This is a genomic window from Isoptericola luteus (assembly GCF_020297055.1).
In the GTDB taxonomy this organism is placed as follows: Bacteria; Actinomycetota; Actinomycetes; order Actinomycetales; family Cellulomonadaceae; genus Isoptericola; species Isoptericola luteus.
In genome coordinates this window covers 68001-80299 of the sequence record NZ_JAIXCQ010000012.1, presented here as the reverse complement: position 1 = coordinate 80299, position 12299 = coordinate 68001, and the positions used below count along the sequence as shown (strand labels likewise).

The following is a 12299-nucleotide window of genomic DNA, read 5'->3' as shown; positions in this document are numbered from 1 at the left end:
CCTAGGATGCGTAGTCCTCGAACTCCCAGAAGCCGAGCCGACCCAGACGGTGGCCGATCCGGCTCCAGTTGTCGCCTTCGACGCCCTGCACTCGGCGCACGAACCAGTCGCGGAGGACTCGCCGGTCAAACTGGTCCAACGTGACGACGACGTGGTGTCGTGCGTCGTAGATGCCGCCCGACGCTCTGCAGGCCTGCGAGAGCCACTCGGGCGTGCAGACGGTGACGTCGAAGGTCTCGTCACCAGGGCCGTCGTCTGGGCCCACCGTCAGCCGAGCGTTGAACCTGAAGGCCGACGGATCGGCAGGAAGGTCGCCAGGATCCGGGTCGAAGTCGAGACTCCGCAATGTCGCACGCATGTCGAAGATCCTGCCTCACGACGGCGTCGCCGACCGGCTTTTCATCGAGCGGGTTTAGCAACAGGCCCTAGGGGACGGCGCCGGATCCTGCACCGGATCCTGCGCCAGGCCCTTCACCGCGTCGTCCGCGGCCAGCTCGAGCGAGAGGAACACGCTGTGCGGGTCGGCGACGTAGGTACCGAACGGCCCGCAGGGCTCGAAGCCGTGCCGCGCGTACAGGCGCCGGGCCGCGGCGAACAGCTCCTGGGACCCGGTCTCCAGGCTCACGCGGCCGTACCGGCGCTCGCGGGCGACGGCGAGCAGCCGGACCAGGACGGCGGACGCGACCCCGCGCCGGCGGGCGGTGCCGGCGGTGCGCATCGACTTCAGCTCCCCGTGGCCGGGGGCACCCGGGCCGGCGGCGGCCAGCTCGACGAGCGCCCCGCACCCGAGCAGCGCGCCGTCGGGCGACCGCGCCGTCAGGAACGTGGTGCCCGGGGTCGCGAGCGCCACGGGGCCGAGCGCGTGCACGGAGTCCGGGGGCGAGGTGGCGTGCATCTGCGCGAGGTGCTCGGTGAGCAGCGCCCGCACGTCGGCGCGGTCCGGGGAGTCAGGGGCGACGAGCATCGCCCCAGACTGCCCTGCGGACGTGACGTGGATGTTTCGGCCGGTGCCGGGTGGGACGGGCGGGCGTCGCCGGGCACGGCTCAGGGCGTGTCCAGCGCCTGGCGCACCAGCTCGGTCGCGGCCTCGGGGCGCTCGAGCACCGGCAGGTGCCCCGCCCACCCGAGCTCCACGTGCTCGGCGCCCGGGATCTGCTCGGCCAGCAGCGCCGCCGCCCTGCGGAAGTGCTCCAGGTCGTGGGCACCGCTCACGACGAGGGTCGGCACCCGGACCGCAGCCGGGTCGACCTCGACGTCGCGGGGTGCGGGGGCGGGCCCGCCGGCCTCGGCGACGGCGTCCGCCGCGAGCTGGACGTCGAACGCCCGCCGCTGCATGGCCGCCACCAGGTCCCGCGCCGCCTCGTCGCCGTCCGGTCCCACCCAGGTCTCGACGTTGAGGCGCACGGCACCGTCGACGTCACCGGCCTCGAGCAGCTCGTCCTCGCGCTCGGCGAAGGCCCGCAGGTCCGCCGTCACCTCCGCACCGTCGTACGGCGCGTTGAGCAGGACGAGCCGGCGCACGCGGCCGGGGTGCGCCGCGGCGAGCTCGAGCGCGACCTCGCCGCCGAACGAGCAGCCCACCACGGCAGCGTCCTCGATCCCCAGCTGCTCGAGCAGGTCGGCGAGGTCGTCGGCGTTCGCGTACGTCTCGCCAGGCAGGGGGGAGTCACCGAACCCGCGCAGGTCCGGGCGCACCACCCGCCACCGGGAGGACAGCGCGTCGGCCATGTGGGTCCACATGCGCCGGTCCGCCACCCCGGCGTGCACCAGGAGGACCGCGGGACCTGAACCGTCGTCGTCGTACGTCAGCATGGCGGGAGCGTACGGTCGCCCACGGCCACCGTCACCGTCATTTCGGCGCTCGCCGGGCACGACCCGGCACGTGCCACGCGCGGAAGTGCCGGACCTCACCCGGTCGCCGCGCGCCTGGTGGGCGCCGACCATCTACCCTGGCCTCGATGAACGCCTGCGAACGCCACCGCGTGAGCCTGTCCGGTGTGCCGGACGGCGCACCCGTCGTGTTCGCGCACGGGTTCGGCTGCAACCAGTCGATGTGGCGGTTCGTCGCGCCTGCGTTCGAGCCCGACCACCGCGTCGTGCTGTTCGACCACGCGGGGTCCGGCGGCGCCGACCCGTCGGCGTACGACCCCGACCGGCACTCCTCCCTCGAGGGGTACGCGGCCGACGTGATCGGCCTGCTCGACGAGCTCGCGCTCGGACCGGCCGTGTTCGTCGGCCATTCCGTGAGCTCCATGATCGGGGTGCTGGCCGCGAACCGACGCCCCGACCTGTTCGACCGGCTGGTGCTGGTAGGCCCCAGCCCGCGCTACATCGACGAACCCGGGTACGTCGGCGGGTTCACCGCCGAGGAGATCGACGAGCTCCTGGCGACCATGGACACCAACTACCTCGGCTGGTCCGAGCTGCTGGCCCCCGTCATCGCCGGCAACCCGGACCGTCCCGAGCTCGGCCAGGAGCTCACCGACGCGTTCCTGCACACCGACCCCGAGCCGGGCCGACGGTTTGCCCGCACCACGTTCCTGTCCGACAACCGCGCCGACCTGCCCGCCGTGCGCACGCCCAGCCTCGTCGTGCAGTGCCGGCAGGACGCGATCGCCCCCCTGACGGTCGGCCGATACGTGCACGAGCACATCCCCGGCTCCCGGTTCACCCTCATCGACGCGGTCGGGCACTGCCCGAACCTCAGCGCGCCCGCCGCGCTCGTCTCGGCGATGCGGGACTTCCTGGACTCATGACGGGGGACCGCGCCGCCTGGTGGGCCACCGCCCCGGCGGCACTCCTGCGCCTCGACCTCGACGGGCACGTGCTCGACGCGAACGCCACGTTCCTCGCCTGGTACGCCGGGTCGGACGGGGACGGCGACCCGTCGCCCCTGGCCGTGCCGGAGCCCGAGGTGCTGGGACGGCGGCTGAGCGACCTGCTCAGCGCCGGCGGCCGGATCTACTGGGACACGCACGTCATGCCTCGGCTCGTCCTGGCGGGCCGGGTCGACGACGTCTCCACGCGGCTGCGCACCCCCGGCGGCCCACTGCCCGTGCTGCTGTCCGCACGGCGCACGACCGGCCCCGACGGCGGGATCGACGCCGTCCTGCTCGCCGCCCACGACCGCGAGAAGTTCGAGCGCGAGCTCGTCGCCGCGCGCGCCCTGACCGAACGCTCCGCGCAGCGGCTGCGCTGGGTGCAGGACGCGACCGCGGCACTGTCCCGCGCCGCCGGGATGCAGGGCGTCGTCGACGCGCTGCTGCAGTCCGTGACCCGGCACGTCTCCGTCGAGGCGGCCGAGCTGCGCGCCGGCGCCGTCGGGCGCAACCCCACGCCCTACGCCACCCCCGACGGCCGCATCCACGTGCCCGTCGGCACCGGGGAGCAGGCCCACGGCACCCTCGTCGTCACCCCCCACCGCCGGCCCGGCGACGAGGAGCTCGACCCCGACGCCCTGGCGACCATCGCCCGGCACGGCGCCCTCGCCCTCGACCGCGCACGGCTGCACGAGCAGAGCGTGTCCGTCGCGTACGAGCTCCAGCACGCGATGCTCTCCCAGGACATGCCGCAGCACGACGGCGTGGGCCTCGCCGCCGCCTACCGGCCCGCCACCCGCGGGCTGACCGTCGGTGGCGACTGGTACGACGTGTTCATGATGACGCGCACCTCGGTCGCGCTCGAGGTCGGCGACGTCGTCGGGCACGGGCTGCCCGCCGCCACGACGATGGGCCAGCTGCGCACCGCCGGCCGGGCGCTCGCAGCCCCGGAGGCGGGCCCCGCGACCCTGCTGAACCGCCTCGACCAGTACGTCACCCGCCACGACGTCGGGTTCGGCGCCACCATGGTGCACGCCGTCCTCGACACCACGAGCGGCACCCTGCGGTACGCGTGCGCCGGGCACCCGCCACCGCTGCTGGTGCGCGCCGACGGCGAGGTCGAGTTCCTGTGGGACGGCCGCTCGGCGCCGCTCGGCGTGGCGCGCGACCCCGCCGGCCGCGTCGAGGCCGAGATCGCCCTGTCCCCGGGAGACGCCGTCGTGCTGTACACCGACGGGGTCGCCGAACGCCGCGACCGCGCCCTGCGCGACGGGCTGTTCCGCCTGTCGGAGGCCGTCACCCGGTACGCCCGCGACCCCGGCCTGCCGGAGCGGCTCGTCCTCGACCTCGGCAACGAGCTCGACGACGCGTGCGTCCTGCACGTCACCTGGCGCGGCCACCCGCCGGCCGGACCCGGCCGACCGACCTCCGCGAAGCCCGCACACCGCGACGACAGGTGAGGAGTCCGTCCCCCAGGGGACGCGGCCCGCCACCGTCGCCTGCCGGACGTGGCACCGGCGACGTTCCTGACCGGGTCCTCGTGCGAGGGTCGGCCCCGTGCGTGACGGCACCGTGTGGTGCAGCCCGGTCCCGGTGCTGCACGGGGCAGTCCTCGGGCTGGTCGCGCTCGCCGGGCGGAGCCCCACGGCGGCCTGGACCGGGCGCCCGTCAGCCGTCGAGCGCCTCGGCCGTCCGCTCGCGGACCGTCGGGGGAGCGACCCGGTAGTCACCCAGGCGCGCCCAGTCGATCCGGACCCGCAGCACGACGATCCCCGGGTCCTCCAGCGAGGCCGCGAACTGCTCGAAGGCGGCCCGGTAGGCCGCGCGGCACCGGTCCAGGTCCGGGCCCGTGGGGAGGTCGGCCCGGCCCTCGCCCTGGAGGGTGACCCCGTCGCGGCCACCGACCACGACGGCGACCCGGGGGTCGCGCCGCACGTTCGCCACCTTGCGCGACGTCGCCCGCGCGTCGAGCACGAGCTCGCCGTCGTCCGTGACCGCCAGGGACAGGTAGGCGGCCTGCGGCGCGCCGTCCGGGCCAGCCGTCGTCAGCACGCCGTCGCCGTGCTCGCGCACGAACGCCACCAGGTCGGCCACGCCGAGAGACTCCACCTTGCTCACCGGCTCTCGCCGCCCGCCAGACGGCCCAGCACCGTCACCCAGCCGCTGCCGTAGCTCTCCCTGGACGCGCGCGGGTCGGGATAGACCTCCCAGCCGCCGTGCTCGAGGGCGACGAGGGTGACGGCGGGATCATCTGTCGGTGTGAACGTGACCCGCACGTGCGAGGCCTCGCCGTCCGTACGGCCGGGATGCCAGGAGAACGCCAGCGCTTGCGGCTCGCGCGACTCCGTGACCGTGCCCCACACGGCCGTCTCGCCCGAGGGCCCGGTCTCCACGATCCGTCCCTCGACGAACTCGACCGTGCCGCCGGCGCCGAACACGCTGAACGCCTCCAATGGCCACCAGGCTCCGACATCGTCCACGAAGCGCCGGAACGCGCGCGGGGGAGGAAGGGACACCAGTACCTCGCGGTGCAGGGGATCCAGACTCATGACGTGCTCCCGTCCTCGACGTGTGCGGGGTGCCCGGAGGGTGCGGCACTCCCGGCGTGGTCGGCGAACGCACCCAGCACGCCGTCCCACTGCTCGGTCAACCAGCGGTGGACGACGGCGAGGCCGCCGGGTGCGAGCGCGTACAGGTTCCGGGTGCCGACGGAGCGATGCTCCACGAGGCCTGCGCCCTGGAGGACCTTGAGGTGCTTGCTCACCGCGGGGCGGCCGACCGGGAGGTCGTCCGCGAGCGCCCCGACCGCGACCGGGCCCTGGCGAAGGCGCTCCACGATCTGGCGACGGGTCGGGTCCCCGAGGGCGTCGAGCGCGGCGTGGGCTACTGGTTGGTTGCTCATGAGTAACCGTTACTCTACGGCAACGGACGCCTGGTCGCCAGGGGCCCGTGGGGCGCGAGCCCTCGGGGCGTTCACGCCGGGCACTTCCTGCCAGGCGCTGTCCTTCGCCGCGGCGCTCGCAGAATGTCACTCTCCGTTGACATTGGGGCCAATGTTACTTAGCGTTGACATCCAGGCGGATGTCGGCGAGCGCTGACATCCGGGTCGATCGACGGGGGAGCGGCGATGATCATCGCGAACGCCGAGGAGCTGGGCGCCCTGCTGCGGCGCGCCCGCAAGGACAAGGGGATGACGCAGGGCGACCTCGCCGCCGTCGTCGACGTCTCGCGCCAGTGGGTCATCGCCGCCGAGGCAGGCGCGCCGACCGCTCGGCTGGACCTCGTGCTCGACGCCCTGCGTGCGGTCGACCTCGTGGTCGACGTGGCCCCGGACGAGCCTGACGACGCGCTGGAGACCGTCCTGGGACGTGCGCGTGGCTGACCGGCTCGACGTCTGGCTCGACGGCACGCCCGCCGGGGTGCTCGAGCGTGCGCGCAGCGGCGACGTCTCGTTCGAGTACACGGCGGCATACCAGCGCCTGCGCGCCGCGCCGTCGCTGTCGGTGAGCATGCCGCGTCACGTGACCCGGCACGGACCCGAGGTCGCGATGCCGTGGATCGACAACCTGCTCCCGGACAGCGACGAGGTGCGCGGCCGCTGGGCGGCGCAGTTCGACGAGCGGCGGCCCACCGCCTTCGCCCTGCTGCGGCACATGGGCGCGGACTGCGCCGGGGCCGTGCAGATCCTGCCCGAGGGCACCGCCCCCACGGACGCCACGGGCAGCCGCGCGCTCGACGACGCCGAGATCGCCGCGCACCTGCGCGAGCTGCGCGCCGACGATAGCTCGTGGGCCTTCGAGCAGCACGGCGGCAGGTTCTCCCTGGGCGGCCAGCAGGGCAAGTTCGCGCTCACGCGCGCCGTCGACGGCTCCTGGCACCAGCCCACGGGCCGGGCCGCGAGCACGCACATCTTCAAGATCGGGGTCGGCGGGCTGGCGCACTCGGACGCCGCCGAGCTGGTGACGATGCGTGCGGCGCGCACGCTGGGGCTCTCCGTGGCGGGCGTGGAGGCCGCCTGGTTCGAGGACCAGCCGGCGGTCGTCGTCGAGCGCTTCGACCGGCTGGCCGCCGCGGACGGGTCCGTGCGCCGCCTCCACCAGGAGGACCTGTGCCAGGCCCTGGGGCTGTGGCGCTCCGCCAAGTACGAGTCCGACGGCGGGCCCGGCGTCCGCACGATCGCGACGGCCGTCGCGCGCAGCGTCGACCGCCGCGACCTCGCCACCGCCCGCGACGACCTCGCACGCTCCGTCGTCTTCAACTGGGTCGCGGCGGGCACCGACGCCCACGCGAAGAACCTCGCCCTGCTGCACGTCGGGGCCCGCACCGTGCTGGCGCCCCTGTACGACCTGGTGGGCGCCAGCCTGCTGTGGCGGCCCGAGGAGGTCCGCTACTCGGGGCGGCTCGCGATGAAGCTCGGCGGCGAGTACCGCCTGCGCGGGATCGGCCCGGGCAACCTCGTGCGGGCCGCCGCCGACCTCGGCGTCGAGGCCGACTGGCTGGTCCAGGTCGCCGCCGAGTACGCGGGCGCGTTCGCCGACGTCGTGCGTGACGCCACCGCCGACACCGCCGGGCTGGTCGGCACCGACGTCACCGCGACGTTCGTGGACCGCGCCGCGCTGCGGGCGGCCGACGTCGCGCGCACGCTCGCCGCACCGAACCGAGGCCCGGGGGAGGAGGCCCCGGGAACGAGCGCGGTCTGGGTGCCGCCGCACGCCCGCTCGGGCCGCGCGGTCGCGGGTCACTGGCGGGCGCGCCCGGGCCGGGGCTGACCTGTTCCTGGGGGTGATCGTGAGGCGCCTCCGTCAGCCCCGCTCGATCGCGTCGAGGTCGCGCACCGCGTAGCGGTGGTGCTCCCACTCCTCGTCGAGGATCACGTGCAGGCACTTGAGGGTCGTCGCGCGCGCCGACGGGACCCACGGTTCCGGGTGTTCCTCGGCGAGCCACTGCGGGCTCGCCCCCGCGATGGCGTCGCGCACCAGCGCGACCCGTCCCGCGCGCACCGCCAGGACCTCAGCGTAGGAGGGCTCGGTCGCCATGAAGACCGACATGTCGAGACCGTCCTCGGCGGCGCCGTTGTTCGCCAGGCCGATCGGGTGGTACGGCTGCGCGTGATCCAGGACCGTGCGGCACAGCCACGTGTCCGTGGCCATCACGAGGTGACGCAGGGTCTGCGCGAACGACCACTCGCCGTCGACGGAGACGTCGACCGTGCCGAGTGGCATCGTCTCGACCCGCTCGAGCGTGGCCGCCCACGTGCGCTGGAGCACGTCCCACGCCGCGAGCAGCCCGTCGCGGTCCGTGGCGTGCCGCTGCCCGCGCCCCGGGAAGCGGCGGTTCAGCTCGTCCTCGACGTACCCGATGACGTCGACGCCGTTGACGAGGAACCGGTCGCTCTCGGGGAGCCACGGCGAGTCGATGTCCGCGTCCGCGACCAGCACCCCGCGCATCACGACCTCGGACAGGTCGCACGCGACGAACCGCGCCCCCTGCAGAGTGACGTCCTCGAACCGCGCTCCGCGCAGGTCCTTCGTGCTCTCGAACGTTGCCATCGCTCCTCCTTGAGCCGGTTGATCTGACACGCTAGCCACGGCGTCCGACACGGGCGCCCGCCCACCGGCCCGGGGCGGTACGGCTAGGCGGGGGCGATCTTCTCGGCGAGCCGGTAGGCGGGGGAGCGGTCCACCGAGGCCGCTGCCGCGACGTACCGCTGCGTCGTCGCGAGCGACGAGTGCCCGAGCATGTCCCGCACGACCTCGATGTTGGTGCCGTCCGTGAGCGCGAGGGTCGCCGCCGTGTGCCGGAGCTGGTGCGGGTGCACGTCGCCCAGCCCGGCCGCGCGGCCGAGGCGCGCCATCTGGTAGCGCGCCTCCCGCTGCGACCAGGGCCGGCCCGTGCGGGTGACGAACACCGGCTCGTCGTCGCCGCGCCCGTCCGCGGCGGCGTGGCACCGTTCGACGGCGAGCGGCGGCACGACGACGGTCCGCGTCTTGTTGCCCTTGCCGCAGACCGTGACGAGCGTCCGCCCGCCGCGGTCGTGCGTGAGGTCCCCGACGGTGACGGACAGGGCCTCGGAGATGCGCAGCCCGGTCGTGAGCAGCAGCGAGACCAGCGCCGCGCTGCGCGGGCCGTGCGCGTCGGCTGCCCCCATCAGCGCGGACGCCTCGGGCGCCGTGAGCCCGAGGATGCGCCGGGCGTCGGACCCGCGCACCCGGGGGCGGGAGGCTCGTGGCGGCATCGGGTCCGCCGTCGTGATCTCCTCGTCGCGCGCCCACGCGTAGAACGACCGGACCCCGGCCATGCGGCGCGCCTTCGTCGCCGTCGACACCTCGAGCCCGTCGAGGTACTGCGACAGGTCCCGGCCCGTGGGCCGCAGCGTGTCGACGCCGTGCTCGGCGCACCAGCGCAGCCAGTCGCGCACGTCGGCACCGTACGCGCGACGCGTCGAACCGGACAGCCCGCCGAGCCAGCGCGCCTGCATCGCCTCGAGCGCGCCGGAGCCGTCGGCGGTGCGCGAGAGCGCGTTCGAGGCGGTCGTCACCAGGTCCAGGGTCATTTCGGCATATTATCCGAAAAGGGGAGTTATCGGATAGTCGTCCCACACCGCGCTCTCGGGAGCCCGAAACCAGCGGGACCGTTGACAGGCAAGTTTCTACTTGCCTAACGTAGGGGAGTGGCGGACGAGCTCTTCAAGGCCCTGGCCGACGCGACGCGTCGGACGATCCTCGACGAGCTCGCGCAGCGCTCGGGGCAGACCCTGTTCGAGATCTGCGCGCGGCTGAGCACCAGGCACGACCTCGGCATGTCTCGTCAGGCGGTCTCTCAGCACCTGGCCGTGCTGGAGGCCGCAGGTCTCGTCGAGACCCGGCGCGAGGGGCGCTACAAGTTCCACGACCTGAACACCGCACCGCTGGAGCACATCGCCGAGCGGTGGACCAGACCCGACGACCACCAGGAGAGAAGATCATGAGAATCCACCTCACCAGCATCTTCGTCGACGACCAGGAGGACGCGCTGCACTTCTACACGGAGGTGCTCGGGTTCACGAAGAGGCACGACGTCCCGGTCGGAGAGGACCGGTGGCTGACCGTGACCTCAACCGAGAGCCCCGACGGCCCCGAGCTGCTGCTGGAGCCCTCCCGACACCCTGCGGTGCGGCCGTTCCGGGAAGCCCTGGTCCAGGACGGCATCCCGGCCACGCAGTTCGCGGTCGAGGACGTGCACGCCGAGTACGAGCGCCTGCGGCTGTACGGCGTGCGGTTCACCCAGGAGCCGCTGGAGATGGGCCCGGCGATCACCGCGGTGTTCGACGACACGTGCGGCAACCTCATCCAGATCGCCCAGCTGGCCGGCTGACGGACCTTCTCACGAGCCGGCTGTGGCGCCGCGGATCCGAGCGCTTGGTAGGCGAACCACAGCTCGCCGGCGCCGCGCCGTGGCCCTCGTCGCGGGCGGAGCCTGCGAGGTCGCGTTCTCGTCGAGGGGCTCCGCCCTGCGGTCGCACGTCAAGTACCTCGTCGCGTACGACGCCGGATGGCTCGTCGTGACGGTCGTGGCGCTCGGGCTTGTGCGGGACGCGGTGACCAGCATCAACCACGGTGCGACGTCGAGACGGTCGGTGAGGCGTGGGAGCAGGACCAGGGGAGTGACCTCGTCACGCACCACACGGGGCTGGTAGAGGTGCGAGCCGCCGAGCGCGCAGGCGCCTCGGGCTCGCCGCCGGCCCCACCGACGACGTGCACCGCCACGAGCCGGCCGAGGCGGTTGACCCTGACGCACGGTCAATGTCTCAGCATGGTGCGATGATGACGAATCCCCGAGAGACCATGCCCGGACCAAGCGGATCCTTCGGCGATCGCGCCTCTGATGGCGAGCGGGTCGCGAGAGGCGACAGAGCGATGTCGCACTTCACGATCCGCCACGACGGTGTCACGATCCCGGTGTCTCGCGGCGGTGGGGGTACGCCGCTGGTGCTGTGTCCTGGACTGAACACGACCCAGGCGGGCCTGCAGGAGCTGGCCGAGCTGCTGCGGCGCGATCACGACGTGCTGACCTTCGACCTCCGGGGCCATGGCCTCGCATCGGCCGCAGCCCGGTACTCGTTCGAGGGGTTCCTCCGTGATCTGACTGCCGTGATGAAGGTGCCGGCAACGGCCCCGGTGCTCGTGGGCTACTCGCTGGGTGCGGATCTGGCTGTGCACTACGCGTCCGAGCATCCAGACGCCGTCTCCGAGCTCGTGCTCATCGACGGGGCGAACCCGGTGCCAGAACCGTTCGTCACCGATTCTGTCGTGCCGCGGCTGCGCGCGATGTGGGAGGACCTGGCGACCCAGCAGCAGTCCGAGCGCGACACCGCTCGACGGGTACAGCTCACCGGCCAGGCGATCCTCGACCTGAACATCGAGGTCGACGCGGTGCGATCCGAGATCCTCGACCGGTACACGAGGATCGACCGGCCCATCAGGATGATCATGTCGACGTCGATGGCAGGCAACAGCGACGAAGGGCCCGCACCGCGGTTCAACCAGAACTGGCGCGCCGGCATCGAGCGACTGGTTCGCGAGCAGCCGCACGTCACCACCTCCTGGCTCGACGCCGACCACGGGCTGGTGCACACCCACGCCTCGGAGATCGCGCAGATCATCCGGGGACACGAGACCCGATCGGCCGACTCACGGGAACTGAGCCTTCATGTTGACCATCGGTGAGCTGGCGTCGTACGCCGGAGTGACGGTGCGGGCGGTGCGGCATTACCACGCCCGGGGACTCCTGCCGGAGCCGGGCCGGGACCACTCCGGATATCGCAGGTATGACGCCGCTGCCGTGATCGAGCTGATCAGGATCCGCACCCTCGCCGAGGCCGGGGTCCCGCTGGCGCGGGTACGCGAGCTGCTCGGAGCCGGCGAGGACGAGTTCGTCGCGGCCCTGGCCGACATCGACGAGCGGCTGAGGGCGGAGATCCTCCAGCGGCAGCGCCACAGAGAGCGCGTGGCCAGGCTCGCCTCGGGTGACGGCCTGGCGCTGCCGCCGGAGGTGGTCGGGTATCTCGACCGGCTGCGCGAGCTCGGCGTCGACCGAAGGATCGTCCGTGCGGACCGCGATGGCTGGGTCCTGCTGGCCGCGCACTCACCGGATCGAGTCGAGGAGTGGATCTCGCGCAAGCGCGCGCAGCTCGCCGACCCTCGGCTCGTCCGCTTCTACCGCACGCTGAGCGACGCTCTCGGCCATGCCCCCGACGACCCGCGACTGGCCGAGCTGGCCGACGAGCTGGCCGCCTACATCACGCAGCTGGCCGAAGACGTGGGGGAGGACCAGGTCGACGACGTCGATCTCGAGCCGTCGCTCGTCACCCTGATGGACTCGCTCGCCTTCGACACCGTGCCGCCTGCCCGTCGACTGATCGAGCTGCTGACGGAACGAGGATGGACCGGCTGGACGAGGCTCGAGCGGGTGGACCCGCAGCCGAGAAGCTAGACCGAGAGA

General features: G+C 73.4%; 16 protein-coding genes. 8 read left to right on the top strand and 8 right to left on the bottom strand.

The genetic code is table 11. From position 1 onward, the window contains the following. Position 1 precedes the first annotated feature (1 nt). The 3 genes from LEP48_RS15460 to LEP48_RS15450 all read right to left on the bottom strand — a co-directional run bounded on the left by LEP48_RS15460 (position 2) and on the right by LEP48_RS15450 (position 1812). A complete protein-coding gene (locus tag LEP48_RS15460) occupies positions 2 to 358 on the bottom strand; it encodes an Imm8 family immunity protein (protein WP_225566471.1) in 357 nt (118 codons plus the stop codon). A 54-nt stretch (positions 359 to 412) separates the two neighbouring features. Continuing rightward, a complete protein-coding gene (locus LEP48_RS15455; protein ID WP_225566470.1) occupies positions 413 to 964 on the bottom strand; it encodes a GNAT family N-acetyltransferase in 552 nt (183 codons plus the stop codon). An 80-nt stretch (positions 965 to 1044) separates the two neighbouring features. Then, on the bottom strand, positions 1045 to 1812 hold the full coding sequence (locus tag LEP48_RS15450; RefSeq protein ID WP_225566469.1) for an alpha/beta fold hydrolase: 768 nt from the start codon (positions 1810 to 1812) through the stop codon (positions 1045 to 1047). A gap of 146 nt (positions 1813 to 1958) precedes the next feature. Here LEP48_RS15450 and LEP48_RS15445 point away from each other — a divergent pair, with 146 nt between their 5' ends. Both LEP48_RS15445 and LEP48_RS15440 read left to right on the top strand, forming a co-directional pair. Further along, positions 1959 to 2756, top strand: coding sequence for an alpha/beta fold hydrolase (locus tag LEP48_RS15445; protein WP_225566468.1), 798 nt, complete (start codon positions 1959 to 1961; stop codon positions 2754 to 2756). Further along, positions 2753 to 4279, top strand: a complete 1527-nt coding sequence (locus LEP48_RS15440) for a PP2C family protein-serine/threonine phosphatase (RefSeq protein ID WP_225566467.1) — start codon at positions 2753 to 2755, stop codon at positions 4277 to 4279. Before LEP48_RS15445 ends, LEP48_RS15440 begins: the two co-directional genes overlap by 4 nt. Positions 4280 to 4487: 208 nt before the next feature. Here the strand turns inward: LEP48_RS15440 and LEP48_RS15435 are convergent, their stop codons facing one another. Genes LEP48_RS15435 through LEP48_RS15425 form a run of 3 tightly spaced genes read right to left on the bottom strand, consistent with a single transcriptional unit; the run spans position 4488 to position 5721 of the window. Beyond that, positions 4488 to 4937 (bottom strand): pyridoxamine 5'-phosphate oxidase family protein, encoded by a 450-nt coding sequence (locus LEP48_RS15435; RefSeq protein ID WP_225566466.1) that lies wholly within the window; start codon positions 4935 to 4937, stop codon positions 4488 to 4490. Then, positions 4934 to 5368, bottom strand: a complete 435-nt coding sequence (locus LEP48_RS15430; RefSeq protein WP_225566465.1) for an SRPBCC domain-containing protein — start codon at positions 5366 to 5368, stop codon at positions 4934 to 4936. The genes LEP48_RS15435 and LEP48_RS15430 overlap by 4 nt, the downstream gene beginning before the upstream one ends. Continuing rightward, the gene (locus LEP48_RS15425) at positions 5365 to 5721 is read right to left on the bottom strand and encodes an ArsR/SmtB family transcription factor (RefSeq protein WP_225566464.1); all 357 of its coding nucleotides are present in this window, start codon (positions 5719 to 5721) and stop codon (positions 5365 to 5367) included. Before LEP48_RS15425 ends, LEP48_RS15430 begins: the two co-directional genes overlap by 4 nt. A 225-nt stretch (positions 5722 to 5946) precedes the next feature. On the opposite strand from LEP48_RS15425, the gene LEP48_RS15420 reads away from it, so the two are divergent. Further along, on the top strand, positions 5947 to 6201 hold the full coding sequence (locus tag LEP48_RS15420; RefSeq protein WP_225566463.1) for a helix-turn-helix domain-containing protein: 255 nt from the start codon (positions 5947 to 5949) through the stop codon (positions 6199 to 6201). Beyond that, positions 6188 to 7588: a type II toxin-antitoxin system HipA family toxin gene (locus LEP48_RS15415; RefSeq protein WP_225566462.1), complete on the top strand. Its 1401-nt coding sequence runs from the start codon at positions 6188 to 6190 to the stop codon at positions 7586 to 7588. Before LEP48_RS15420 ends, LEP48_RS15415 begins: the two co-directional genes overlap by 14 nt. Positions 7589 to 7621: 33 nt before the next feature. On the opposite strand, the gene LEP48_RS15410 is transcribed toward LEP48_RS15415, so the two are convergent. Both LEP48_RS15410 and LEP48_RS15405 read right to left on the bottom strand, forming a co-directional pair. Then, positions 7622 to 8368: a DinB family protein gene (locus LEP48_RS15410; RefSeq protein ID WP_225566461.1), complete on the bottom strand. Its 747-nt coding sequence runs from the start codon at positions 8366 to 8368 to the stop codon at positions 7622 to 7624. Positions 8369 to 8451: 83 nt separating this feature from the next. After that, positions 8452 to 9372 carry a tyrosine-type recombinase/integrase gene (locus LEP48_RS15405; protein ID WP_225566460.1) on the bottom strand — a complete coding sequence of 307 codons (921 nt, stop codon included), beginning with the start codon at positions 9370 to 9372 and terminating at the stop codon, positions 8452 to 8454. A gap of 117 nt (positions 9373 to 9489) precedes the next feature. Here LEP48_RS15405 and LEP48_RS15400 point away from each other — a divergent pair, with 117 nt between their 5' ends. The 4 genes from LEP48_RS15400 to LEP48_RS15385 all read left to right on the top strand — a co-directional run bounded on the left by LEP48_RS15400 (position 9490) and on the right by LEP48_RS15385 (position 12290). Beyond that, a complete protein-coding gene (locus LEP48_RS15400) occupies positions 9490 to 9786 on the top strand; it encodes an ArsR/SmtB family transcription factor (RefSeq protein WP_225566459.1) in 297 nt (98 codons plus the stop codon). Continuing rightward, positions 9783 to 10172, top strand: coding sequence for a VOC family protein (locus LEP48_RS15395; protein ID WP_225566458.1), 390 nt, complete (start codon positions 9783 to 9785; stop codon positions 10170 to 10172). The genes LEP48_RS15400 and LEP48_RS15395 overlap by 4 nt, the downstream gene beginning before the upstream one ends. Before the next feature lie 380 nt (positions 10173 to 10552). Next, positions 10553 to 11524, top strand: a complete 972-nt coding sequence (locus LEP48_RS15390; RefSeq protein WP_225566457.1) for an alpha/beta fold hydrolase — start codon at positions 10553 to 10555, stop codon at positions 11522 to 11524. Beyond that, positions 11508 to 12290: a MerR family transcriptional regulator gene (locus LEP48_RS15385; RefSeq protein WP_225566456.1), complete on the top strand. Its 783-nt coding sequence runs from the start codon at positions 11508 to 11510 to the stop codon at positions 12288 to 12290. Before LEP48_RS15390 ends, LEP48_RS15385 begins: the two co-directional genes overlap by 17 nt. Positions 12291 to 12299 lie beyond the last annotated feature (9 nt).